The sequence below is a fragment of the Daejeonella lutea genome, assembly GCF_900168015.1.
Lineage (GTDB): Bacteria > Bacteroidota > Bacteroidia > Sphingobacteriales > Sphingobacteriaceae > Daejeonella > Daejeonella lutea.
The window spans coordinates 223416-246515 of sequence record NZ_FUYR01000001.1; the positions used below are offsets into that span (position 1 = coordinate 223416).

At 40.9% G+C, this 23100-nt stretch carries 24 protein-coding genes; 11 read left to right on the forward strand and 13 right to left on the reverse strand.

Annotation, left to right across the window (positions count from 1 at the left end; translation table 11 throughout):
* Positions 1–11: 11 nt before the first annotated feature.
* Entirely contained in the window at positions 12–368 is a 357-nt protein-coding gene (locus B5X60_RS01100) for a hypothetical protein (RefSeq protein ID WP_079700728.1), read from the forward strand.
* Here B5X60_RS01100 and B5X60_RS01105 read toward each other — a convergent pair whose 3' ends face one another.
* The 3 genes from B5X60_RS01105 to gpmI form a co-directional block, all read right to left on the reverse strand.
* Positions 369–878 (reverse strand): CAP domain-containing protein, encoded by a 510-nt coding sequence (locus B5X60_RS01105; protein ID WP_139377335.1) that lies wholly within the window; start codon positions 876–878, stop codon positions 369–371.
* Positions 879–923: 45 nt separating this feature from the next.
* The gene (locus B5X60_RS01110) at positions 924–1373 is read right to left on the reverse strand and encodes a hypothetical protein (protein ID WP_139377336.1); all 450 of its coding nucleotides are present in this window, start codon (positions 1371–1373) and stop codon (positions 924–926) included.
* A gap of 71 nt (positions 1374–1444) precedes the next feature.
* The gene (gene gpmI / locus B5X60_RS01115; protein WP_079700730.1) at positions 1445–2968 is read right to left on the reverse strand and encodes a 2,3-bisphosphoglycerate-independent phosphoglycerate mutase; all 1524 of its coding nucleotides are present in this window, start codon (positions 2966–2968) and stop codon (positions 1445–1447) included.
* Between the two features lie 78 nt (positions 2969–3046).
* On the opposite strand from gpmI, the gene B5X60_RS01120 reads away from it, so the two are divergent.
* From B5X60_RS01120 to B5X60_RS01135, 4 genes are read left to right on the forward strand one after another with little or no spacing between them, the layout of a single operon-like run.
* A complete protein-coding gene (locus tag B5X60_RS01120; protein ID WP_170878352.1) occupies positions 3047–3448 on the forward strand; it encodes a DUF4783 domain-containing protein in 402 nt (133 codons plus the stop codon).
* A gap of 43 nt (positions 3449–3491) precedes the next feature.
* On the forward strand, positions 3492–4349 hold the full coding sequence (gene nadC, locus B5X60_RS01125) for a carboxylating nicotinate-nucleotide diphosphorylase (protein ID WP_079700732.1): 858 nt from the start codon (positions 3492–3494) through the stop codon (positions 4347–4349).
* 52 nt (positions 4350–4401) lie between these two features.
* A complete protein-coding gene (gene plsY, locus B5X60_RS01130) occupies positions 4402–5043 on the forward strand; it encodes a glycerol-3-phosphate 1-O-acyltransferase PlsY (RefSeq protein ID WP_079700733.1) in 642 nt (213 codons plus the stop codon).
* 28 nt (positions 5044–5071) lie between these two features.
* Positions 5072–5893: a M48 family metallopeptidase gene (locus tag B5X60_RS01135; RefSeq protein ID WP_079700734.1), complete on the forward strand. Its 822-nt coding sequence runs from the start codon at positions 5072–5074 to the stop codon at positions 5891–5893.
* 112 nt (positions 5894–6005) lie between these two features.
* Here B5X60_RS01135 and B5X60_RS01140 read toward each other — a convergent pair whose 3' ends face one another.
* From B5X60_RS01140 to B5X60_RS01155, 4 genes are read right to left on the reverse strand one after another with little or no spacing between them, the layout of a single operon-like run.
* Complete coding sequence (locus B5X60_RS01140; protein ID WP_079700735.1) at positions 6006–7280, reverse strand: anthranilate synthase component I family protein; 1275 nt, start codon at positions 7278–7280, stop codon at positions 6006–6008.
* Between the two features lie 35 nt (positions 7281–7315).
* Complete coding sequence (locus tag B5X60_RS01145) at positions 7316–8590, reverse strand: adenylosuccinate synthase (protein ID WP_079700736.1); 1275 nt, start codon at positions 8588–8590, stop codon at positions 7316–7318.
* Between the two features lie 29 nt (positions 8591–8619).
* Complete coding sequence (locus B5X60_RS01150) at positions 8620–9096, reverse strand: Fur family transcriptional regulator (RefSeq protein ID WP_079700737.1); 477 nt, start codon at positions 9094–9096, stop codon at positions 8620–8622.
* A 57-nt stretch (positions 9097–9153) separates the two neighbouring features.
* The gene (locus B5X60_RS01155) at positions 9154–11391 is read right to left on the reverse strand and encodes a RelA/SpoT family protein (protein WP_079700738.1); all 2238 of its coding nucleotides are present in this window, start codon (positions 11389–11391) and stop codon (positions 9154–9156) included.
* A 208-nt stretch (positions 11392–11599) separates the two neighbouring features.
* On the opposite strand from B5X60_RS01155, the gene B5X60_RS01160 reads away from it, so the two are divergent.
* Genes B5X60_RS01160 through bshB1 form a run of 3 tightly spaced genes read left to right on the forward strand, consistent with a single transcriptional unit; the run spans position 11600 to position 13433 of the window.
* Positions 11600–12217, forward strand: a complete 618-nt coding sequence (locus B5X60_RS01160; RefSeq protein WP_079700739.1) for a DUF4294 domain-containing protein — start codon at positions 11600–11602, stop codon at positions 12215–12217.
* Positions 12214–12720 carry a glutathione peroxidase gene (locus B5X60_RS01165; protein WP_079700740.1) on the forward strand — a complete coding sequence of 169 codons (507 nt, stop codon included), beginning with the start codon at positions 12214–12216 and terminating at the stop codon, positions 12718–12720. The genes B5X60_RS01160 and B5X60_RS01165 overlap by 4 nt, the downstream gene beginning before the upstream one ends.
* Positions 12717–13433: a bacillithiol biosynthesis deacetylase BshB1 gene (gene bshB1 / locus B5X60_RS01170; RefSeq protein ID WP_079700741.1), complete on the forward strand. Its 717-nt coding sequence runs from the start codon at positions 12717–12719 to the stop codon at positions 13431–13433. The genes B5X60_RS01165 and bshB1 overlap by 4 nt, the downstream gene beginning before the upstream one ends.
* A gap of 52 nt (positions 13434–13485) precedes the next feature.
* On the opposite strand, the gene lat is transcribed toward bshB1, so the two are convergent.
* From lat to B5X60_RS01185, 3 genes are all read right to left on the reverse strand, one after another.
* A complete protein-coding gene (gene lat / locus B5X60_RS01175; RefSeq protein WP_079700742.1) occupies positions 13486–14811 on the reverse strand; it encodes an L-lysine 6-transaminase in 1326 nt (441 codons plus the stop codon).
* 194 nt (positions 14812–15005) lie between these two features.
* Complete coding sequence (locus B5X60_RS01180; RefSeq protein WP_407641459.1) at positions 15006–15890, reverse strand: 1-aminocyclopropane-1-carboxylate deaminase/D-cysteine desulfhydrase; 885 nt, start codon at positions 15888–15890, stop codon at positions 15006–15008.
* 11 nt (positions 15891–15901) lie between these two features.
* The gene (locus B5X60_RS01185) at positions 15902–17047 is read right to left on the reverse strand and encodes a DUF6588 family protein (RefSeq protein ID WP_079700744.1); all 1146 of its coding nucleotides are present in this window, start codon (positions 17045–17047) and stop codon (positions 15902–15904) included.
* A gap of 132 nt (positions 17048–17179) precedes the next feature.
* On the opposite strand from B5X60_RS01185, the gene B5X60_RS01190 reads away from it, so the two are divergent.
* Together B5X60_RS01190 and B5X60_RS01195 are read left to right on the forward strand one after the other, a co-directional pair.
* Positions 17180–18205 carry an RluA family pseudouridine synthase gene (locus B5X60_RS01190; protein ID WP_079700745.1) on the forward strand — a complete coding sequence of 342 codons (1026 nt, stop codon included), beginning with the start codon at positions 17180–17182 and terminating at the stop codon, positions 18203–18205.
* Positions 18206–19045, forward strand: a complete 840-nt coding sequence (locus tag B5X60_RS01195; protein WP_079700746.1) for an aminotransferase class IV — start codon at positions 18206–18208, stop codon at positions 19043–19045. It abuts the gene before it with no gap.
* Positions 19046–19049: 4 nt separating this feature from the next.
* Here the strand turns inward: B5X60_RS01195 and fmt are convergent, their stop codons facing one another.
* Both fmt and B5X60_RS01205 read right to left on the reverse strand, forming a co-directional pair.
* Positions 19050–19958, reverse strand: a complete 909-nt coding sequence (fmt, locus tag B5X60_RS01200) for a methionyl-tRNA formyltransferase (protein ID WP_079700747.1) — start codon at positions 19956–19958, stop codon at positions 19050–19052.
* A 103-nt stretch (positions 19959–20061) separates the two neighbouring features.
* Complete coding sequence (locus B5X60_RS01205; RefSeq protein WP_245803438.1) at positions 20062–21330, reverse strand: exo-beta-N-acetylmuramidase NamZ family protein; 1269 nt, start codon at positions 21328–21330, stop codon at positions 20062–20064.
* 95 nt (positions 21331–21425) lie between these two features.
* On the opposite strand from B5X60_RS01205, the gene B5X60_RS01210 reads away from it, so the two are divergent.
* Complete coding sequence (locus tag B5X60_RS01210; RefSeq protein ID WP_079700748.1) at positions 21426–22646, forward strand: ABC transporter permease; 1221 nt, start codon at positions 21426–21428, stop codon at positions 22644–22646.
* On the opposite strand, the gene B5X60_RS01215 is transcribed toward B5X60_RS01210, so the two are convergent.
* A complete protein-coding gene (locus B5X60_RS01215; RefSeq protein WP_079700749.1) occupies positions 22639–23064 on the reverse strand; it encodes a hypothetical protein in 426 nt (141 codons plus the stop codon). The genes B5X60_RS01210 and B5X60_RS01215 overlap by 8 nt on opposite strands.
* Positions 23065–23100: the final 36 nt, after the last annotated feature.

Sequence of the window (23100 nt, forward strand, 5' to 3'; positions counted from 1 at the left end):
CATAAAGGCAATTGTTAAAATCTATCCGCAAATTCGAAAACCTGCATATTACCTGCTGGCTGCTGAAGGATACCTGCTGGGTTATGGATTTGAAGACGCTGGGACTGATTATGATCGTTCCCACCCTTTGTCTTGCGCTCTACATTACTTACCGGTTCAGAGCTGTACCAGCTGAATTTTATCACAATATTGCCGTGTGCTCGTGGATAATGGCTAATACGATTTGGATGATTGGAGAATTCTTCTACGATGATTCGTTTAGGCCTTACGCTATTGTGTTTTTCCTGCTCGGTCTTTTGGTTCTGGCAATTTATTACCTTTTTGTTCGCAACAGAGTAAAAGAATCTGAACTCACAGACCTTATTTGATCAGTTCCGCGCGACCCGCATGCCAAAATCCTGTACCCAATAAAGGTTTGTTTCCGCAACTCCAATTTCTTTAAAGCTGTTATTCATAATGTTTTTGCAGTGACCCTCGCTTTTGAGCCAGCTTGTCATCACCTGATCAATAGATTTCTGGCCAGCAGCAATATTTTCGCCGAATGCATAGGTGCGCATGCCGGACAGGGTATAACCTGCTTCCTCAATTCTGTTTTTAATCGTTTTTCCGGAAAGACTAGTGTGATTGAAATATTTCTTTCGGGACATATCTAAGGCATGACCATAAGCTGAACGCTCAAGCATGGTATTCCAGCGTAATGGTTCCACCGGTGGCATATATGTTTTACCACATTTGCAACCATTTGTACGAACCTTGTTTATTCTCGTAAGGAAATCGTTCTGAAAACGATTTAAAGACGCCGATTCCCCAGGATCGGGTCTCATTCCCATGCATGACAACAAAACCAGCACAGGTAAAGCTAAAGTTAAACGCCTCATATTCTTATGAGCAGATAACGTCTGTACGGAATGATTATTGGATGATTACTTAAAAATTCCGGAAATTTTATAATTGTTATTTCCTAGGAAGAGTACGTCCTGCCTTTTTATAATCTGGTATAGCGAATCCGGGCTATAAGATAATTCTTCGGAGGAACTATATAAAGCATTGTTTGTCATGTTGACAATAGACACCGTTTTAATCTCTCCTGCCGTATTTTTTTTGATCTTTATCGAACGTGTTCGCAGTTTTGAATCAGCAGCCGTATAGGTAGTAATGCTATTGTCGTTGTTAATAGTATAGCTGCTGCTCCATGCAGGCTTATTTATATCAGACTCAATAAACAAACTAAGCTCACTTTCCCAGTCGGGCAAAATATTGTTTCTGCTTTCTGAAACACCGTTTCTGCTCACCGTCTTATCAACGTATGTTTTTTGTTTAGTGAGTCGGGTAATTTCTTCGGAAAAGAATGTTTTCAGGTCGACATATTTCATTTTCTTTACTTCCTCTGGGGGTCCGCAGGAAGAAAAGAGTATAAAAATGAAAATTAAGCGTAGGCCATTCATCAGGAAACAAGGACCTGGCCAGTCATGATTGGGGGAATCGGCACGTTCATCATGGTTAGTATACTGGGCGCTACATCTCCCAGTTTTCCATCTGCTATTCGGTGAAAATCCTTGTCAATTAATATACAGGGTACCAGATTCGTCGTATGTGCGGTATTAGGAGAGCCATCTTCGTTTATCATAAAATCTGCATTTCCATGATCTGCAAGAATGATAAATGAGTAACCATTTGCGATTCCACACTCAACAACAGTTTTCAGGCAGCGGTCAACAGTTTCAACTGCCTTTATCACGGCACTAAATACACCTGTATGACCAACCATGTCCGGATTGGCAAAATTCAGGCAAACAAAATCAGGCCAGCCAGTTTGTAGCTCTAAGCATATTGCCCGGGTAATTTCCTCGGCACTCATTTCGGGTTTGAGGTCGTAAGTGGCGACCTTTGGCGATTGGATAAGAATCCTTTTTTCCTGACGGAATTCCATTTCCCTACCACCTGAAAAGAAAAATGTAACGTGAGGGTATTTCTCGGTTTCAGCAATCCGAACCTGGTTTTTAAAATTTGCTTCCAGTACCTCTCCAATCGTATTACTTAGATCATCTTTTGTGAAAACAACCTGAACATTATTAAACGTATCGTCGTAGCTGGTCATAGTTACATAGTGCAATGGTAATGGCACCATGTTATATTCTGGAAACGCTTTTTGTGTTAGGGCAGTAGTTATTTCCCGACCCCTGTCAGTACGGAAATTGAAACAGATGACGACGTCGCCCGTTTCAATTTTTCCTACCGGCAAACCATCATTGTCAATTTTGACAATTGGTTCAATAAATTCGTCGGTAATACCCTCATCATATGAACGTTGAATGCTTTCTGAAATGTCATGACTTAACTTTCCTTCGCCATGTACCAGAAGGTCATATGCAAGTTTCACGCGTTCCCATCGGTTATCCCTATCCATAGCGTAATATCTTCCGATGGCAGAGGCAATAACTCCGCCTGATTTTTGGAGGTGATCCTCCAGTTCGAGGATAAAAGATAAACCCGAATTCGGGTCGGTATCACGGCCATCCATAAATGGATGAACATAAACATTTTTGACATTATTTTGCTTTGCCGCATCGCAAAGCCCCTTCAAGTGATTTATGTGTGAATGAACACCTCCGTTAGACAAAAGCCCAATGAAGTGTACATTTTTATGAGATTCGCGGGCGTAATCAAATGCAGATTTTAAAATTGGATGGTTAACGAGTTCATTTTCACGGACTGCTTTGTTAATCCTCCCAAGATCCTGATATACTACTCGCCCAGCACCCAGATTCATGTGGCCGACTTCAGAATTACCCATCTGTCCGGCAGGAAGACCTACTGCTTCGCCGGATGCTTCCAATTTTGAGTTTGGATAGGTCCTGATTAAGCTATCAAAAAATGGTGTTTCTGCTACGCTGACAGCATCAGAACTGTCGTGTTTACCGTAACCCCAACCATCCAGTATGAGGAGTATTGCTTTTTTATTTTCCACATGCAAATATACATGTGCCGTTTAAAAAATCGCATAAAATTTCCATTATGGCATACTTTTAGAACAATGTGCACTGATATGAGAGCCAAATTTTTTCTCCTTGTAGTTTTTTTGCTAATGGGAGTTTCAAATTCGGGAGCGCAGCAAACGGATTTGATAGACTCTTTGGCGAGGTATTTTCGCGCCGCCGACGCAGCGAAGATAGCTGATGAATTTTCCTCTAAGCTCCAATTAAACATTCTTGACGAAGAAAGTGTTTATTCAAATGCTCAGGCCGAGCAAATTATGCGCGATTTTTTGTCGAAAAACAAACCAGTTTCAGTTAAAATAATAAGTAGGCTTAGTTCTAATCCAAGTTATAAACTGGCAGTGCTTTCGATGGTAACAGGTAAAGATAAATTCCGAATTTCTATTTCATTAAGCAGTAGCGGGACAAGATTTCTTATCAAAGAAATGAGAATAGAATATGACAAACAATAATTTTTGTAATAAGTATTTCTATTTTTGACCTCAACCAATTCCAATGAAATCAGAGACCTTATCACTTCATGAATTCATCCGTAATGCCCTCACTGAAGATGTAGGGAACGGTGATCACACTTCACTGTCAACTATCCCTAAAGGTCAGCAAGGCCGCGCGAAGCTACTAATAAAAGATACCGGGATTTTGGCCGGTGTTTCAGTGGCGTTAGAAATTTTCAAGATCGTTGATCCCTCACTTACCATAGAGGTTCTCATTAAAGATGGCGAATCCGTTCAACCAGGTGACGTGGGATTTTATGTAGATGGCAGTGTGCACGCCATCTTGATTGCAGAACGCCTTGTTCTTAACACGATGCAACGCATGAGTGGAATTGCTACCACTACCCATAATGTAGTTAAATTGCTTGAAGGTACTAAAACAAAAGTCCTTGACACAAGGAAAACGACGCCTGGTTTGCGATATCTCGAAAAGTTGGCAGTAAAAATAGGAGGGGGTGTTAATCATAGATTTGGATTATACGATATGATTCTTATTAAGGACAACCATGTCGACTATGCAGGCGGTACAGCAAAAGCTATTGAGGCTTCAAAAAAATATTTGAAAGCGAATAATTTAGATATCCCAATTGAAATTGAAGTGCGGAACATGGCAGAGCTAAATGAAGTGATCAACAGCAGTGGTGTTGATCGTATTCTGCTAGATAATTTTACTTTTGAAAAATTGAAGGAAGCGGTAGCTTTAATTAATAAACGATTTATCACCGAAGCCTCAGGCGGTATAACCGAGGAAAATGTTCTTGAATATGCCCTGTGCGGAGTAGATTACGTATCGATGGGAGCATTGACCCATTCTGTTAAAAGCCTAGATATGAGTTTAAAGGCCGTTAAGAGCAATTAAATTAATCAATCTTAGCCCATACACTTGTATGAATTAGTATAATTGTACCTGAATGATATCTATATACTCGGTCTCAGCTCTGCTTTTTGCCTATTTGTTTGGATCTATACCCACAGCTGTATGGATCGGCCAGGCATTCTACGGGATCGATGTTCGGGAGTACGGGAGTGGGAATGCAGGGGCCACCAATACTTTTAGAGTTCTTGGTAAAAAGGCAGGTATTGCAGTGATGCTGCTCGACATTTTTAAAGGCTACACAGCAACAAACTTAGCCTACCTCATTGGTTTATCGGTTACTGGCCCTCAAAATTCAGTACAATTTGTAAATTATCAGCTAGCCCTCGGTATAACAGCTGTTATGGGACATCTATTTCCTGTTTTCGCAGGTTTTCGAGGAGGCAAGGGTATAGCAACATTATTTGGAATGATATTAGCAGTACAGTCGGAGGCAGCGATGCTTTGCGTTCTTACCTTTGTTATAGTATTGTTGATTTCTAAATATGTATCACTAAGTTCTATCCTTGCCGGATTCAGTTTTCCCCTTAGTGTTATTTTTATTTTTCAGTCTCCAATACGTTCTGTAGTGTTATATGGAATGAGTATTTGCGTGCTGATTCTGGTCACACATCAAAAAAATATTGAACGTCTTTTAAAAGGTAAAGAATCCAAAGTAAATCTGTTTAAAAAGAAATAGAATTAATCAACTTATTTAAAACAGAATTATGAAAAGATTACAATTATTTGGCGCGGTGGCGATTAGCACTGTGCTATTATCCTGTTCGCAGGTGCCACTTACGGGACGCAGTCAGCTTAGTCTAGTTGATGATGCAGTACTTCAACAACAGGCTTCTGAAGCTTACCAACAATTTTTAAGAGATCCTTCAACAAGAATCATATCGAGTGGAGCAAATGCTCAGAAAGTGAAGAGTGTGGGTAATAAACTTGCCAGCGCAATTAATCGCTATATGAACGCAAACGGATATGGTGATAAATATAACTACAATTACCAGTTCACTTTAGTGGACAGTAAAGAGATAAATGCATGGTGTATGCCGGGTGGAAAAGTTGCTGTCTATTCAGGAATATTGCCTGTCACTCAAACTGATGCCGGACTTGCCACAGTAATGGGGCATGAAATTGCTCACGCAATTGCACAGCATGCTGCTGAAAGATATTCTCAGATGACGCTTGCTCAGGGCGGTGGTGCCATTGTTGGTGCGGCAGTGGGCGGCAGGTCAGAAGGTACGCAACAAATAGTTGGGCAGTTATATGGCTTGGGCGGACAGTTGGCCCTGTTAAAATACTCACGTAATCAGGAAAGTGAAGCAGATAGACTGGGATTGATCTTTATGGCTATGGCTGGTTATAACCCAGATGAGGCAGTTTCTTTTTGGCAGCGTATGGCTTCAGCTAAAGAAGGTGGTGGTGCTCCACCAGAATTCTTAAGCTCACACCCAAGTGATGCTACACGTATCGCTGCAATACAAGCTCTGTTGCCGGAAGCAAGACAATTTTATAAAGGTGGCCGAACTGCAGCAAACTAAAAGTTATATATTTAACAAAAAACCCGGTTTATCCGGGTTTTTTTTTGAGCCAATGGGTCGATCGATACTAGCTCTTATCTCCCAATTCGCAATTTAATTTGTTAAAGGGTTTCTATTGAGTTAACACTTCCATGATCGCCTGCGCTTTTAGTATACATTCTTCATGCTCCTTTTCAGGATTCGAATCGATGGTGATAGCCCCGCCTGTATGGAAGGATAAATATTTATTTTCTTTGTTATACAATAAAGTTCGTATTACAACGTTAAAGTCGAAATCTCCATTGGGAGCAAAGTATCCCACTGCTCCTGAGTAAACACCCCTTTTGCTGCGTTCATATTTTTCCGCCAAGGCCATTGCCCTGATTTTCGGTGCCCCGGTCATTGAACCCATTGGGAATGTATTTGCAATAACTCTTGAATTGGTAAGGTCTTCAGCTTTTTCGCAGACAACTGTTGAGATCAGTTGGTGAACTTGCTTGAAGCTATAGATGCCAAAGAGTTCCTCCACCTTCACAGTGCCCGGGCGGGCACTTTTGGTAAGATCATTTCGTACCAGATCTACGATCATTACATTTTCTGCCAACTCCTTTTCATCAGATTGCAAATGCTTCTTCATATCATCGTCCAGAATTTTATTACTGTTTCGTGCACTTGTTCCTTTTATGGGTTGCGAAATGAGCTTGTCACCTCGACGACTTAGGAAACGTTCCGGTGTCGCTGACATAATATAGCGTTCACCGACTTTCATATAACATGAAAAGGGTGTTGGGGAAATTGTATTTAATCGAATGAATATGCTAAGGGGATTGATCTCAGCATTTTCAGCAAAAAATTCCTGACAGAAATTAATTTCATAAATATCTCCCCGGCGAATGTGTTCCTTTAATTTTTCGACCGTGGATTCATATTCATCCTTGCTGAAACGTGATTGAATGCTGATCGGAGAAACTGTCTGCGTAGAATCAATGATCATGTTATTGATATTTGTCCAGATTACTTCACAATCAGTTCCGGTGATACTAACTTCTGAGCCTTTGACGAGTATCGTATATTCAGGGATGAAAAAATATAGCTCAGGAAAGTCAAGGTTGTCTGGATTGCTTGAATGCAGGTCTTCCAGTTCGTTTTTCAGATCGTAGGAAAAATAGCCAGGGATAAAACCTGCATTGTGAGCAAGGAAGTTCTCCAGTTCCTGGAATGAATTCCCGGACGAGGTGCTAATTTTTCTTTTCGCACCTGCGGCTACAAGTGTGTCGAATGCCGTGTAAGGATCTGAATAGTGGTTCGAATCAAAATAACAGACATCATCAAAAGAATTTGCCCAGTGCAAAGCTTTCAATTTAAAAGTATCCGGATCAGAACTAGCGAAAACTTTAGGAACAGGCACTTTATTGAGTATTTTCTGCGATGCCTTCAGCGTTTTTAGTTCAGAATGAGTGTTTGCACTCTATCTGGGCCTACTGAAAGGTATTTTACAGGTACATTCAGATGTTTCTCAAGGTAAGAGATATACGACTTTAACTTTGCAGGAATTTCGTCCAGCTCTCTTATTCCTGTGAGGTCCTCAGCCCAGCCTGGGATGGCTTCAAAAATTGGCTCAGGTTTCACTGCCTGAATATCGTAGGGCATGTAATCGATAATCTCTCCATTATATTTATAGCTAGTGCAAGCGTAAATAGTTTCAAAGCCGCTTAGTACATCTGCTTTCGTCATTACCAGTTCGGTAACGCCATTTAGCATGATTGCATATTTCAACGCTGGCAAATCAATCCAACCACAGCGACGCGGCCTACCGGTTGTAGCACCGAATTCATGGCCTATGCGCCTTAACTCTTCACCGGTCTCATTCTCGAGTTCCGTAGGAAAAGGTCCACTGCCCACACGGGTGCAATAGGCCTTGAAAATACCAATTACATTGCCGATGCTCCTTGGTGCTACACCTAAACCGGTACAAGCTCCTGCTGAAGTCGTATTTGAAGAAGTCACAAATGGGTACGACCCAAAGTCAATGTCCAGCATCGTTCCCTGCGCTCCTTCAGCAAGTACTTTCTTGCCTTCGTTAAGGTATTTATTAACAAAGTGTTCGCTGTCAACCTGAGGTATAGTTTTAAGTAATTCTACTGCTTCGAAGAAGGCAGCTTCTTTTTCAGAAAAATCAGGAATCTCACCGTAATGGGCTAGTATAGACAAATGCTTATTCACAAGTTTGCTATAACGTTCACGGAAATCGGAAAGAGTTGTATCTCCCACTCTCAATCCATTTCTTCCCGTTTTATCCATATAAGTTGGTCCTATTCCTTTCAGTGTCGAACCAATTTTATCAGCCCCCATCTTGGTCTCAGATGCGGCATCTAAAAGCTGGTGGGTTGGCAGAATCAGATGTGCTTTTCTTGCAATTACAAGTCTTTTTTTCGCTACAGGGTCGAATCCGTTATTTTTTAAATTATCAAGTTCCCTTTTTAAAATAATCGGATCGATAACAACACCATTGCCTATGAGGTTCATTGCATTGTCATTGAAAATGCCTGAAGGAATTGTATTCAGAACATATTTTTGATTGTCAAATTCCAGTGTGTGGCCAGCATTTGGGCCGCCCTGGAAACGTGCAATCAAATCGTATTGAGGACATAATACATCCACAATTTTTCCTTTTCCTTCGTCGCCCCATTGGAGGCCTAGCAATACATCAAGTGTCATTATATTTATTAAGGGAGTATGGTATGAGATTAATTCTTGTGGGCGTATGATTCGCAGCTGCCTTCTTTTAGCCGGCCGCAATTGCCATAGAGGTTTAATGAATGGTGCTTTATGTCGAACTTAAGTATGTCACCCATCATACTTTGAATTTGCTGGATTCGCGGATCGCAGAACTCAACAACCTTTCCGCAATCAATACAGATGATGTGGTCATGTTGTTTATACCCGTATGACTTTTCAAACTGGGCCATATTTTTACCAAACTGATGTTTGGTAACCAGGTCACAAGAAACGAGTAGCTCAAGAGTATTATAAACTGTCGCACGACTCACCCGATACTTCTTGTTTTTCATGTGAATATATAGTGATTCCACATCGAAATGGTCGTTCCGCGAGTATATTTCTTCCAGAATTGCATATCGCTCAGGAGTCTTCCTTAAGCTTTTGTTTTCCAGATAAGCTTCGAAAATTTTAATTACCAGCGCAATTGTATCTTGTCCGGGCATAGTGCGATTAAATGACAGGCAAATTTATCCAAAAAAATAGGAATATCATTATTTAATTCAGGAAGCTTTGACCAGGTCTTCTGACTGGGAGTCGAACCGGGTTACCGAAGTTACACCCGGGACAGTTTTAAGTTTTGCGATCATTGAATCGAGGTGAGCTGTATTGTTAACATACACCATAATGGAACCATCAAACATGCCCTCGTTAGTGTCAACGGTTATCGAACGCATGTTAACTTTGAAGTCTCCTGAAATCACTGTGGTAATGTTATTAATGAGTCCCACATCGTCGATTCCGATAATTCTGAGTCCGGTTAGGAATGCTAATTCCTTTTGGGAGTTCCATCTGGCTTTGACAATTCTGTAACCGTAATTAGACATTAGTTTCGCCGCATTTGGACAATTGGTGCGGTGGATCTTAATTCCATCTCCAACGGTCACAAATCCAAAAACATCGTCTCCCGGGATTGGGTTGCAGCAGGTAGAAAGTTTGTAGTCAAGTTTCTGCAGGTCTTCGCCGATCAATAGCGTATCGTTGTCGCTTTTTGATTTTTTTGCAAACTGTTCCGGTGTAAGATTTTCAGGTCTTTCCGGCTTGTTTTCTATAACTTTTTCCGAAGTGACGAATTCCTTAAGTTGCTTAACATCTATTAAGCCTTTTGCAACGTTGAAGAAAAGGTCAAGGGTGGACGGAAGCTTGAAATAATACGTCAGCTTGTAAAGGTTATCGGTGTTATACGTAATCTTCAGGGATTTAAGCTTTCTTTCAAGAATTTCCTTGCCTTGTTCGGCGATCTTACGTTTCTCCTCCTTAAGTGAAGATTTAATCTTTGACTTCGCTTTAGCCGTAACAACGAAATTCAGCCAGTCCTCTTTGGGCGATTGCTTGCTTGAGGTTATTACTTCAACCTGGTCGCCATTCTGCAGTTTATATGAGAGCGGTACAAGTTTATGATTGACTTTGGCGCCAATACAGCTTGCTCCGATATCGGTGTGTATTTCGAAAGCAAAATCGAGTGCGGTAGCGTTTACTGGTAACTGGATCAGTGCCCCTTTTGGTGTGAAAATGAAGATCTCATCAGAAAATAAATTCATTTTGAAATCGTCCAGGAAATCGAGAGCGTTTGATTCAGGGTTATTCAACATTTCCCTAACCTTGTGGATCCATTGATCAAGCCCGCTGTCTACACCACTATCGGCAGATGGTTCTTTGTATTTCCAATGAGCAGCAAAACCTTTTTCAGCAATTTCATTCATCCGTGTCGTTCGGATTTGAACTTCAACCCACTGGCCTCTTGGGCCCATAACGGTTGTGTGAAGCGATTCGTAACCATTTGCCCGTGGAGATGATATCCAGTCCCGCAAACGATCTGGGTTGGGATGATAAAGGTCTGTAACAATCGAATAAGCCTTCCAGCAATCGGACTTTTCATTATCAGGTTTGCTGTTTAGGATGATCCTGATTGCAAAAAGGTCATACACCTCATCGAAGGGAATATTCTTCTTTCGCATTTTGCTCCAGATCGAATGTATCGATTTTGGACGGCCGTACACATCAGCCTCGAGACCCTGCTCATTCAATATCTCGCTGATTGGCGCTATAAAATCCCTGACAAAATTTTCCCGTTCAGTTCTCTTTTCGTTTAGTTGCTGGGCGATAAATTTGTAGGTTACCGGTTCCATGTACTTCATGGAAAGATCTTCCAGTTCCGACTTTAACGTGTAAAGACCCAGCCTGTGTGCAAGGGGGGCATACAAATAAACTGTCTCGGAAGAAATTTTCAACTGCTTATCACGGGGCATGAAGTCCATGGTGCGCATGTTGTGCAGCCGGTCGGCAAGCTTTATTAGAATTACCCTGACGTCGTCAGCCAGAGTAAGCAGCATTTTTCTGAAGTTTTCAGCTTGAAGTGAACTATTATAATCGAATACTCCTGAAATTTTGGTAAGGCCGTCGATTATTTTAGCTACTTTTTTTCCGAACTCCCGTTCGATATCCTCTAACGTAATGTCAGTATCTTCCACAACATCGTGGAGCAAAGCGCACACAATTGAAGTAGTTCCAAGACCAATCTCTTCTGCAGCTATCTGAGCAACAGCAACAGGGTGGTAAATGTAAGGTTCGCCGGATTTCCGGCGCATATCCTGATGACTTTCTAAAGCCATATTAAAGGCTAGACGAATCATTCGCTTGTCGCCCTTTTGCATAGTAGATTTGCACGCCCTCAGTAAAGCTCGATACCTTTTGAGAATTTCCTTTTTCTCAGCTTCCAGATCAATCACAAGTTCTTTCATCCTTTTATTATCGTTCTTTAGCGGCGATGAAACTAACGTGATTTATTATGATCTCCCTGCAGAACTGGGTTAATCACGATGGTTTCATCATCTAAATGCAATAGCTCACTATATTAAAACGTTTAGCATGCTTAATGGGTTACTTTAAGTATGTAACGAGTATTAATATATATAAAATATTAGCTGTAATTTTGCAGAGTATAAATTTATGAAATTTTTTAGGCTATCGGTAATTCTTTGTGTGGTTTTGATGTCAAAAACGGCATTAGCCCAGTATAAGAATGACCCAACTATAAAAGGAGTAAAGGATACGATCAGGGTTGCAGTAACGAATGTGGATGACGAGCTGATACCGTGGATAGGACTGCCGGAAGTCGTGATACTAGATACACGAATATTCAAATCAGCAGCAGAAAAAGCTAAATTTAACAGATTGCGATATAACGTTCTCAAAGTTATGCCTTATGCAATGTTCGCCCGGCAGCGTTACTCCATACTACAAACAGATCTTGCACATGCTAAGTCTAAACGGGAACAGCGCATTTTGGTAAAAGCATTTGAAGGTGAAATAAAGGCGATGTTTAATCGCGAAATTAAGAATCTAACAATAACTCAAGGCGGAATTTTGATAAAATTAATCGATCGAGAGACTGGTAATAGCAGTTATGATCTTGTTAGAGAAATGAAGGGTGGCGTTACGGCTTTCCTTTATCAATCTGTTGCCCGTATCTTTGGTAATAACCTTAAAAACAAATACGATCCTCAGGAAGATCGCGACATTGAAGCGATCATCCAGTCTTCTGGTTATTACATGTACAATCTATGACAGAAAAGTCGATTTATCAATTCTCCGTTCAGACCCAGGATGGAGAGAATAAGAATTTAATAGATTATAAGGATAAGGTTCTTCTTATTGTAAATATAGCCTCTGAATGTGGTTTTACTCCCCAGCTAAAAGATCTTGAAGTTTTAAGAAAAGATTTCGAAGGCGACGACTTTGCGATTCTTGCATTTCCATCTAACGATTTCGGCGGACAAGAACCTTTGGATGGGCATGAAATTACGAAATTTTGTGAGGTTAATTATGATACCCATTTTGATGTTTTTGAAAAAATCAGAGCCAGGGGCGAGTATGCTCACCCACTGTATAAATTTTTGTCGAGCAAAAAGCTAAATGGAAAAGTTGGAGCCGCGCCGAGATGGAATTTCCATAAATATCTCATCAACCGGGATGGAGAAGTTGTTGATTTTTTCTACCCTTTCACCAAACCGAATTCTTCCAGAATTAAGAAGAAGATTGTTAAACTATTGAATAATAAATCCTTATGAAATTAGATATTCTGGTATTTGCCGTACATCCCGACGACGCTGAACTAGGCTGTTCGGGAACAATTTTAAAGCATATTGCGGCTGGGAAAAAGGTGGGTATCGTTGATTTGACCAGGGGTGAACTGGGCACGCGGGGAACTGCTGAAACCAGGGATGAGGAATCAGCAGAATCAACCAGGATATTAGGTCTGCACGTGAGAGAGAATTTAGAAATGCGGGATGGCTTCTTCAAAAACGATGAGCAACACCAGTTGAAGGTAATCCAAATGATCAGAAAATACACGCCAGAAGTAGTATTATGCAATGCCCTCCATGACCGTCATCCGGACCATGGCCGAGCTTCCGACCTTGTTTATGATGCATTGTTTCTATCCGGTCTGGCTAAGATTGAAACTCAATATGAAGGAAAGTCACAGAAAGCTTTTCGCCCGCGATTACTTTTACAGTTCATCCAGGACCGATATATCCAGCCAGATATTTTGGTTGACGTCACTGAGTTTTGGGATAAAAAGCTCGAGTGTATACATGCATTTAAGACTCAGTTCTTTAATCCCGACAATGATGACAAGCAGACTTACATTTCCTCGCCAGAATTTCTGAAGGTCATTGAAGCCCGTTCACGGGAATTGGGAAAATCAATTGGAGCTGTCCATGCCGAAGGTTTTACCAGTAAAAAACTGCTCGGAGTAAACAACTTGTTCGATCTGAGATAAAGGTTCCATCTATCTCATTCAACGAAGAATTTACTCCCTACAATCTTATATTCTAGCTTACTATTTTTTCCAACACCTCCAGGCCTTTATCGACGTGTTCTTCATTGATAATTAATGCCGGCCGGAAGCGGATCGTTTTATCTCCGCAACCAAGGAACATTACATTTTCCTTCATTCCATCTGTAATAAATTTATCACGCATAGTTTTATTCGGGAAATCAAATGCTGTCATTAAACCGCGGCCACGAACATTTGAAAGAATTTCATGCTTGTCTACAATTGACCGGAGACGCTCTTGTAAATAGTTACCCGTAATCGCAGCATTAGCGATTAAATTATCTTCTTCTATAATTTCAAGGATCCTGGTTGATCGCACCATATCAACAAGGTTTCCGCCCCAGGTAGAATTGATTCGAGATGGAACCTTAAAGACATTCGTCTCAATTTCATCAACCTTTTTACCTGCAAGAATCCCGCAGACCTGCATTTTCTTGCCAAAGGCTAGAATATCAGGCCTTGCTTTTTCGCCGAAATGCTCATGTGCCCAGAATTTTCCAGTAAGCCCGACGCCGGTTTGAACCTCATCGTAAATCAGAAAACATTCGTTTTCATCACAAAGCTGACGAAGCTGCTCCAAAAATTCCTGGCGGAAATGGTTATCACCTCCCTCTGATTGGATTGGTTCAATAATGATCGCGCATATATCGTCTTTATTATCGGCAAAAGCCTGCTTAATCTGAGCTATGGAGAGTGCTTCACGTTTCTTTAAATCTTCATATCCTTCATCCGTAAAAGGGAATTTTATCGCAGGAGTGCTCACTCGGGGCCAACCGAATTTTGCAAACCATTTCGTTTTGTCCGGAAGTGTGTTTGTAAGGCTTAATGTATATCCTGAGCGGCCGTGAAACGCTTTTTCAAAATGAATAACTTGTGAACCTCTTTCTCTGGTATAACCTTTCTGATAGTTTTTCTGAACTTTCCAGTCCATAGCCACTTTTAAAGCGTTCTCAATTGCAAGTGATCCGCCAGCAATAAAAAATGCATGCGGAAGGTATTCTGGAATACCCACTCTTGAGAATGTTTCGACAAACTGTGCGTATTGAGTAGTGTAAATATCAGAGTTGGAAGGATTGGTTAACGCGGCTTGCATCAGGTTCTTTTTGAACTCTTCATCATTAACCATTTTAGGATGGTTATATCCGAGAGGTACTGATGCGAAGCAAGTAAAAAAGTCCAGTAAAGTGCGGTTATATTTTGAATCATATATATAAACACCGTTGCTTTTCTCCATATCGAATGTGAGATCGAATCCATCTGCCAGGATGTGCTTACTAAGTGTTTCATTCACCTGATCGGGCGATATTGATAATTTATACATAACGTTTCCTTTAACCTCAAAAATAAAATAAACCGCACAAATGCGCAAATTTCGGCACTTTTCGTCTATTGGGCCCGTAAAATAGGTTTAAACTGTTTAAACCTATTTTTTAAGATAGAGACGAGAACCCTGCTAAATTTTAACGGCAGAATCGAACCACTCAAGCACTCGATTTCTGCCTAAAATCTCTAATACTATGCCATTCTTGAGGACATTCCCAGAATACCTGTCAGGCCTCCGGTATGGATTGCTAGAATTTTGGAACCGGCGGGGAATTTGTCTTTTCTCAAAAGGTCGTAGAGTGCCCAGAACATTTTACCTGTATAAATTGGTTCGATCAAAATCCCAGTCGAGCGGCAGAAGTATTTAACGAAAGAAATGAGTTCCGGAGTAGATTTTGCATATCCGCCAAAATGATACTCCGGATGAAATTCAAATGAACGGTCTGTATACTTTTGAATTTCTTTTTCCAGGAAAGTGCCGCTCTTTAGGACGGGAATAACATGCACTTTTGCAGAAACAAAATTTTTCTGAACACCTTTTATTATTCCTGCGGCCGTAGTGCCGGTGCCTGCGGCACAAAACAGATGATCGTATTTTTCATTGAGCTCTGTCACCAGCTCCGAGCATCCTTTCACACCCAGTTCACCCGCACCACCTTCATCTATGAAAATAGCTTCAGGATCATTTGAAAAGTGCGTGTTAAATAAGTCGTGTTTATCTCTGTATGAAGATCGGTCTATAAACAACAGGCTCATCCCAAAGAGCTTACAGATCATAAGTACATCATTCTGTACTTCTTCTCCCCGAACAATTCCGGTGCTTTTAAACCCGAATTTTGCTGCTGCACAGGCGGTTGCTATAAGGTGATTTGAAAAGGCACCACCGAAAGTTACGAGGTGCTTTTTCTTTTCTGAACTGGCATGAGCAAGGATATATTTGAGCTTCCTCCATTTATTCCCCGAAATAAATGGATGGATCATATCATCCCGCTTTATAAATACTTCTACTTTCTTCTCTTCGAAAAGAGGGTCATGTATCTGTTCTACCGGACTGTAGATGTCTAAGCCAGTCAACACTTTAGGTTTTCTTACTTTCCAAGACCGAACCCAATACCGGCATTGAATGCATTATATTCAGCCATGCTATAAGATCCATAAATCCGGAAAAAAGCGAGATTTAACTGAAAGCCTAGATTTGTTCTGAAGCCACTGATATCAGTTTGTTTTATGTTTACCGGATCGGTAAAGACAGTATATGTGGGCTGGCCTAAAAGAGTTGCTCCGGTCACGATCGGATAATTCCCTTTCAATCCTACGTCAGTCTTGGCAGTGTTGTATCCAAAGCTAAGAAACGGTGTAAACACTAATAATCTTTTAGAGATGATCACTTCGGAGTTTATTCCTGAGAATTGTGCCTCAATTCTTTGATTTGAGAAGTCACCAGATGGTCCTGATGCACCGGATGGAGCAGGAACGTTTAGAGGAACACTATAGTTAAATTGTGTATATCCCAGGGCTACGGCAATATCGATCGGGGTTATTTTATCCACAACACCTGAAATCAAAGGAAGGACTTCAACTTTCAATCCTCCGCCGAACATTCCTACCGCGCCAATATCATCTCCCAGATTAATTTTCGGCATTGCCCTGAGGGTAAACTCCAATCCCCTTGGTAATCCGATACTACCCTGTAATTGTGGTGCTGGAACCAGGCCTATGCCAGTGCCTTCAGGCATACTGAAACGTTCTAGCAGGCGGTTAGATGAGTCGTAAACTCCAAGCTCTACACCAGTATTGCTTGGCCCAGCAAATGTTGGGGTGACTACCTGACTGGCGTTTGTCGGCCTTACGTTTCCGGATAAACCTATTTTGGTGACGTCGAATGACTCGTCCTTTTGCGGCACAACGGCTCCTGTTAATCCAAAACGAAGATCGAAACGCAGCAAGTTTTTAGAGTGCGCGGAATTGTTCCAGCCCGTATTTAATCCGGTACCAAATCCTTTAAACAGTGGTTTTAGATAGGCTTGTGCTAATTTGGTAGCGTCGGCCGGACTTGATTTTATAAGGTCTGAAACATCGCTTTGTGCATTTGCCTGTATGAAGCCAAGCATTAGTAATAAAGCTAATGAAATTCGGAAGTAAAAGGTATTTTTCATTTGTAAAAGGTTGTTTTTAAAAGGTTTACTAGCAACAATTGCCTGCTCACGCAAATCGGCAAGTATGCTTACCCGCATGATTTAATCAACACGTAAAGTTAAACGTTTTAAATTTATCTGATTATAGATATTTCCATCCAGCCATCCTAAAGTCTAATTATCAACTTCTATTATGCGCATATAGTCATCCTAAAGAATTAATTTTGCCGAATGACTTTGGAAAACGATGTTCAGGAAGTTGAAGAACAAGATTTGTATGAACATTTGCGGATTGTTGTGGACAAAGGGCAGGCATTGCTACGTCTGGACAAATTTCTTATCATTCGGACTGAGAATACCTCACGCAACCGGATTCAGAATGCAATAGATGCGGGCAATGTTTTGGTTAACGATAAGGTCGTAAAAGCAAGCTACAAGGTTAAGCCCCATGACGTAATATCACTTGTACTACCACATCCACCCAGGGATACGGAAGTTTACCCTGAGGATTTACCAATTGATATTGTTTATGAAGACGACGATGTAATTCTTGTAAATAAGGCACCTGGTATGGTGGTTCATCCGGGTTTCAATAATTATTCGGGGACCCTTGTAAATGCCCTCGTTCACCATGTGCAACAGCTGCCTCAGTTACCTGGGAATGATGGGAGACCTGGTCTCGTCCATCGTATCGATAAAGACACATCAGGCTTATTACTCGTCAGTAAGAATGAATGGGCGATCACTTTCCTCGCTAAGCAGTTTTTTGATCACAGTATCACACGGAAGTATCTGGCTTTGGTATGGGGCGACCTTAAGGAAGACGGGACAGTCAAAGGATACATTGGGCGGAGCATGAAGGACAGGAAGATAATGGCTGTATACGATGACGAGGCAAACGGGAAATGGTCTGTGACACACTTCAAAGTCCTTGAGCGATTAAACTACGTGACGTTAATTGAATGCCAGCTGGAAACCGGGCGAACCCATCAAATCCGGGCTCATATGAAACATATAGGTCATCCGTTATTTAACGATAGTACATATGGCGGGGACAGGATTATTAAAGGGACTGTCTTCAATAAATATCGTCAGTTTGTAGATAATTGTTTCCAAATAATGCCACGACAAGCCCTGCATGCTAAATCGTTAGGTTTTATACACCCATCAACCCGGAAGTTTATTCATTTCGAGACTGACCTTCCTTCTGATTTCAGTTCCGTTCTGGAAAAATGGCGTAATTATATAAAAGAATAAATGAGTAAGCAGTTCGTTAATTTCAACGGGGATATCGTTCCAGCAGACCAACCAGTTCTCACCATAGCTAATCGCGGCTTCAAATACGGTGACGGTCTTTTTGAGTCAATGCGGTTTTTAAGGGGCGAGTTGAAATTTGCTGAACTTCACAGTGACCGGATTCGCAAAGGCCTGAAATTGTTGAAGATGGATTCATGGTCGACCATTGATACCTGGTTCATGCAGGAGAGGGTGGAAGAACTCGTTCGGAGAAACAAAACCGGCCCTGATGCTCGCATACGCCTTACCGCGTTCCGCGACGGCGAGGGCTTATATAGTCCATCAGCGAATAAAATGGCATATGTTCTGGAAGCATCAAAGGTTACCGAAAGCACTTACTTGCTGAATGATCGGGGGCTGATTATTGATGTTTTCGACGAGCTTACCAAACCGGTAAATATTCTTTCTAACCTTAAAACTTGTAATTCACTGACCTATGTAATGGCGGGCATTTATAAAACACAGAATTCGCTGGACGAAGTCATTGTTCTGAATGACAAGGGGTTTTTGTGTGAAGCGATGAGCTGCAATGCCTTTGTTGTTTACGACAGAAAACTCTATACTCCCGCATTGAGCGAAGGCTGTATTGCAGGTGTTATGCGTCAGGTCGTTATAAAGTTGGCAAAGGAAAATGGTATTGAATTAATTGAGGCGCAAATTAGCCCGGATATATTAAACGAAGCTGACGAAGTGTTTCTTACCAACGCTGCCCGTGGGATACAATGGGTTATGGGCTATAATAACAAAAGGTATTTTAACGAAATTTCTCGCTTTCTAAGCGAGAAACTTAATTCGTTATAAGTTATCACAACCTAACTCCACGAAGAAACTCATCAACCTTCATTCTTTTTTTGCCTTCCAGCTGAAGTTCCAGTACAGAAATAATTCCGTCAGTGCAGGAAAATTTTAGGTAGGTTTTATTGTCGGTCAATACCTTACCCGGTTCAAGATCAGCGTCACTTTTCTCTATATCTGCGCGAAAAACTTTCAGTGTTTTCTCCTGGAGATAAGTAAACGCGGTAGGGTAAGGGCTTAAACCCCGAATAAAATTGAAAACAGTTTCTACGGGTTGATTCCATTTGATTAGACAATCTTCCTTAAAAATTTTCGGAGCAGTTTTTAAATCAAGTTCAGAAGGTTGAGGATATTCTTTATAGTTTCGTTCTTGAATGGCTGTAACCGTTTTCAATAGCAGATGTGCGCCTGTTTCCATTAGCTTATCATGAAGATCCCCGGCAGTATCCGTTTTATCGATGTTCACCGATTGGGAAAGCAACAGGTCGCCTGTATCAATTTCCTGCTTCAGAAAAAAAGTACTCACTCCGGTTTCCCGCTCACCATTGATAATTGCCCAGTTTATAGGAGCGGCTCCACGGTATTGTGGCAGTAGTGATGCATGCAGATTGATAGTTCCCAGTGGTGGCATTGCCCAAACGATTTCAGGTAGCATCCTGAAGGCAACAATTACCTGCAGATCGGCATTGAGCGATCTGAGATGTTCGATGAATAGTGGATCTTTTAGTTTTTGTGGCTGCAATACATTAAGACCTTGTTCTGTTGCATACTTTTTAACGGCCGATTCGTTCAGCTTCTGGCCCCGTCCAGCTGGTTTATCCGGGGCAGTTATCACACCCACAATATCACACCCATTCTCAACTAGTGCTCTTAAAGAAGCAACAGCAAAATCAGGGGTGCCCATAAAAACAATTCTCATATCTGCAGTTAGTGTTAAGTTTCAGCTTACTCCAGTTCAACCGAAATCTAAGCGTAAGTATAATAGGTGCAAACTTAAAACTTAAAGCCTATAACCTGCAATATCATTGATAAAGGAGATATTTCTTTCGCATTATTTTGTACTGTGAAAGTGCAGGTTCCCAACTGTCTCTGATCTCCTGTTCTGATTTTCCTTTAATTATTTGGTTTTTAAGATCCGATGTTCCGGCGAGTTTGTCGAAGTTGCCCATCTGGTTACTTTGAGTAAAGTCAAAAAATTTCGCTTTATCCGGGTAGGCGTTATAAAGTTCTATCAACCAGCTCAGGTTGATTTTTCCCGTCTTTTTGAATTTGTCGGTGTTGTATTTTCTCAGGTCTAATCCATAGGATGCTTTATCTTGATGAAGGGGTGTTTCACTCATACCTTTAATACTTTTAGGCGTAAAGTAAAAAGTATATTTCCCTTTAAGATCAGGATTACCTAAAACCGTAAATGGAAAATAGGTCCCTCGTCCCTGACTAATGATTGTGCCTTCAAAAAGGCATAACGATGGGTAAAGCATGATCGCTTGCTGGGTATTCAGATTCGGGGATGGCTTCACAGGCAACTCATAATTCATTCCATGGGTGTAATTAGCAACCTTTATAATTTTTAACCTGCACTTTACCCCCTTGGCTAGCCAGCCTTCTCCATTTAGCATTTGTGCATATTCTGCTATGGTCAAACCATGAACAATTGGAATTGGGTTTACCCCAATGCCAGATTTTAATTTTGGATCGAGGATCGGGCCGTCTACATAAAAGCCATTAGGATTAGGGCGGTCAAGTATCAGCAATTCCTTATTGTTTTCCGCGCAGGCTTCCATGACATACTGGAGCGTGTTAATATAAGTGTAGAAACGGACACCAACATCCTGTATGTCAAAAATCATTAAATCTACATTTGCGAGATCCTCTTTACTTGGTTTATTATGTTTGCCGTATAATGAAATGACAGGAAGGCCAGTTTTTGCGTCAAAGCTATCGTCAACTTTTATGCCGGCGCTTGCATCGCCACGGAACCCATGTTCCGGTCCAAATATCTTGACGATATTAACTCCACGTGCCTTCAAAATGTCGACACTTGCACTGGTTCCTATGACTGATGTCGGGTTAACCACCATTCCAATTCTTTTTCCCTGCAAGTAAGGTAAATATTGTTCTGTCTGATCCGCGCCCGTCTTAATCTTCCCTTTTATGCGATTAAGGTCGTTCACATTAACGCTGCGTGGATTAGGAACAATGCCGCTCGCTGAATTTATCCGTTGAGCATTAACAGGCATTATATATGTTAAGATAACTAAAACTGTTATTAAGTTTATTTTCGATTTCATATTAATTTTATAGAATATTACCTGTAAGTACGTAATTCAGGAATCAATGAATTTAAAAAAATCGCATCTTTGGACACCATTTAAATCATTCCAGCTTGAATCTCCCGTTATTTATTGCCAAGCGAATTACGTTTAATTCAGAACGGACTTTTTCCAAACTCATTGTACGCATAGCAATCCTTGGGATTATGCTTGGACTTGCTGTGATGATACTTTCCGTTGCAATTGTTAAAGGATTCAAGTCAGAGATCAGGGAGAAAGTGCGGGGTTTCTCAGGGGATATTCAGATCTCAAAACTCGACCTGAATACGTCATTTGAGAACTCTCCGTTTTCTGTTTCCAAGGATACACTCAATCAACTTGCTTCTATGCCCGGAGTGAGTTACCTGCAGGCTTTTGCAACTAAGCCTGGAATTATAAATACAAATAATGAAGTCGAAGGAGTCGTCCTAAAAGGTGTTGATCGCAGCTATCGGTGGGAGTATTTTAAGAATACCCTCGTTGCCGGAAACGTCATTGATTTTTCAGACAGTGTCAAAGCTAGAACCCAGATTCTAATATCTAAATATACGGCAGATCGTCTGAACCTTAAAGTTGGGGATGACTTTCTGATGTATTTTATTGAGAATTCCCTGAGGAAGAGAAAATTTGTAATACAGGGAATTTATAATCTTGGGGTTGAGGAGGTTGACAAAACTTTTGTAATCGGGGATCTAAGTCTGATCAGGAGTTTGAATAAGTGGAATAAATCGCAGGTTGGCGGGTATGAGCTTAGAGTGGATGACTTCAATCAGCTGGAGGAGACGACCAATCAAATTTATGACAATATCAATATTGAACTACGATCATTCTCCGTTAAAGACTACTACCCAACGATTTTTGAGTGGCTTTCTCTTCTCGATGTAAATGCTCAGGTTATCTTAGTATTAATGATGGCCGTTGCAGTAATAAATATGATTTCAGCACTGTTGATAATGATTCTGGAGCGCACGAATATGATTGGCATACTCAAGGCTCTGGGCAGCACGAACTGGAATGTGAGAAAAATATTTTTATACAACGCAGCTTATCTGATCGGGTTTGGATTGCTTCTGGGCAATATCCTTGGTATAGGATTAGGACTCATACAGGCTGAAACTCACTTTTTCAAACTTGATCAGGCATCGTATTATATGAGCTTCGTGCCTGTTCAGCTTGAAATTCAGGATATCCTATTACTAAATGCCGGAACATTAATCATCAGCATATTAGTACTCCTCATTCCTTCTTTGCTCGTGACCAGGATTTCGCCGTTAAAGGCAATAAGTTTTAAATAGCTTGTTTTTTGATCAGTATTTTTGCTTTGTTGGCATAAAGCCTATCAACTTCACTCAGGATTACAGAGTAATTTGTTTTATTTAAAGGAACAGTAATAGTATCAGCGGCAGATGCCTGATTCAACTCTAATTTAGTCACGATTTCTGATCCTTCTTTACTGACAAGTTTGATCTCAGCAATCGCTTTTCCAGCTGTTAAACACTGTACGTTTTCCGGACAGCGATTATCATTGATGGTTACAAGACTCACTTCCAATTCTTTCTTTGCTTTAGGAAGGAAAACCTTTTCATCCAGTTTTAATTCGAATGGAGTGTTGAAAGATGCCGTTTTATCTAATTCGCGACCCTTATAGCTTTGTGAGGTGAAACAGATTGTGGCTCCAACGGTCAAAAGAGATAGTTTTAATATATTCTTCATTTTCAATTAAATATGTTTTTGATAGATAGGTTCGAT

Bases quoted from the DNA above. Each gene is read 5' to 3' on its own strand.
- B5X60_RS01105 (WP_139377335.1), bottom strand. From the start codon at position 878: ATGAGGCGTTTAACTTTAGCTTTACCTGTGCTGGTTTTGTTGTCATGC.
- plsY (WP_079700733.1), top strand. From the start codon at position 4,402: ATGATATCTATATACTCGGTCTCAGCTCTGCTTTTTGCCTATTTGTTT.
- bshB1 (WP_079700741.1), top strand. From the start codon at position 12,717: ATGAAATTAGATATTCTGGTATTTGCCGTACATCCCGACGACGCTGAA.
- B5X60_RS01165 (WP_079700740.1), top strand. From the start codon at position 12,214: ATGACAGAAAAGTCGATTTATCAATTCTCCGTTCAGACCCAGGATGGA.
- B5X60_RS01205 (WP_245803438.1), bottom strand. From the start codon at position 21,330: ATGAAATCGAAAATAAACTTAATAACAGTTTTAGTTATCTTAACATAT.
- B5X60_RS01155 (WP_079700738.1), bottom strand. From the start codon at position 11,391: ATGAAAGAACTTGTGATTGATCTGGAAGCTGAGAAAAAGGAAATTCTC.
- B5X60_RS01150 (WP_079700737.1), bottom strand. From the start codon at position 9,096: ATGCCCGGACAAGATACAATTGCGCTGGTAATTAAAATTTTCGAAGCT.
- B5X60_RS01185 (WP_079700744.1), bottom strand. From the start codon at position 17,047: ATGCGGGTAAGCATACTTGCCGATTTGCGTGAGCAGGCAATTGTTGCT.
- fmt (WP_079700747.1), bottom strand. From the start codon at position 19,958: ATGAGAATTGTTTTTATGGGCACCCCTGATTTTGCTGTTGCTTCTTTA.
- B5X60_RS01160 (WP_079700739.1), top strand. From the start codon at position 11,600: ATGAAATTTTTTAGGCTATCGGTAATTCTTTGTGTGGTTTTGATGTCA.
- B5X60_RS01215 (WP_079700749.1), bottom strand. From the start codon at position 23,064: ATGAAGAATATATTAAAACTATCTCTTTTGACCGTTGGAGCCACAATC.
- B5X60_RS01195 (WP_079700746.1), top strand. From the start codon at position 18,206: ATGAGTAAGCAGTTCGTTAATTTCAACGGGGATATCGTTCCAGCAGAC.
- nadC (WP_079700732.1), top strand. From the start codon at position 3,492: ATGAAATCAGAGACCTTATCACTTCATGAATTCATCCGTAATGCCCTC.
- B5X60_RS01145 (WP_079700736.1), bottom strand. From the start codon at position 8,590: ATGACACTTGATGTATTGCTAGGCCTCCAATGGGGCGACGAAGGAAAA.
- B5X60_RS01110 (WP_139377336.1), bottom strand. From the start codon at position 1,373: ATGAAATATGTCGACCTGAAAACATTCTTTTCCGAAGAAATTACCCGA.
- lat (WP_079700742.1), bottom strand. From the start codon at position 14,811: ATGTATAAATTATCAATATCGCCCGATCAGGTGAATGAAACACTTAGT.
- B5X60_RS01190 (WP_079700745.1), top strand. From the start codon at position 17,180: ATGACTTTGGAAAACGATGTTCAGGAAGTTGAAGAACAAGATTTGTAT.
- B5X60_RS01120 (WP_170878352.1), top strand. From the start codon at position 3,047: ATGAGAGCCAAATTTTTTCTCCTTGTAGTTTTTTTGCTAATGGGAGTT.
- B5X60_RS01135 (WP_079700734.1), top strand. From the start codon at position 5,072: ATGAAAAGATTACAATTATTTGGCGCGGTGGCGATTAGCACTGTGCTA.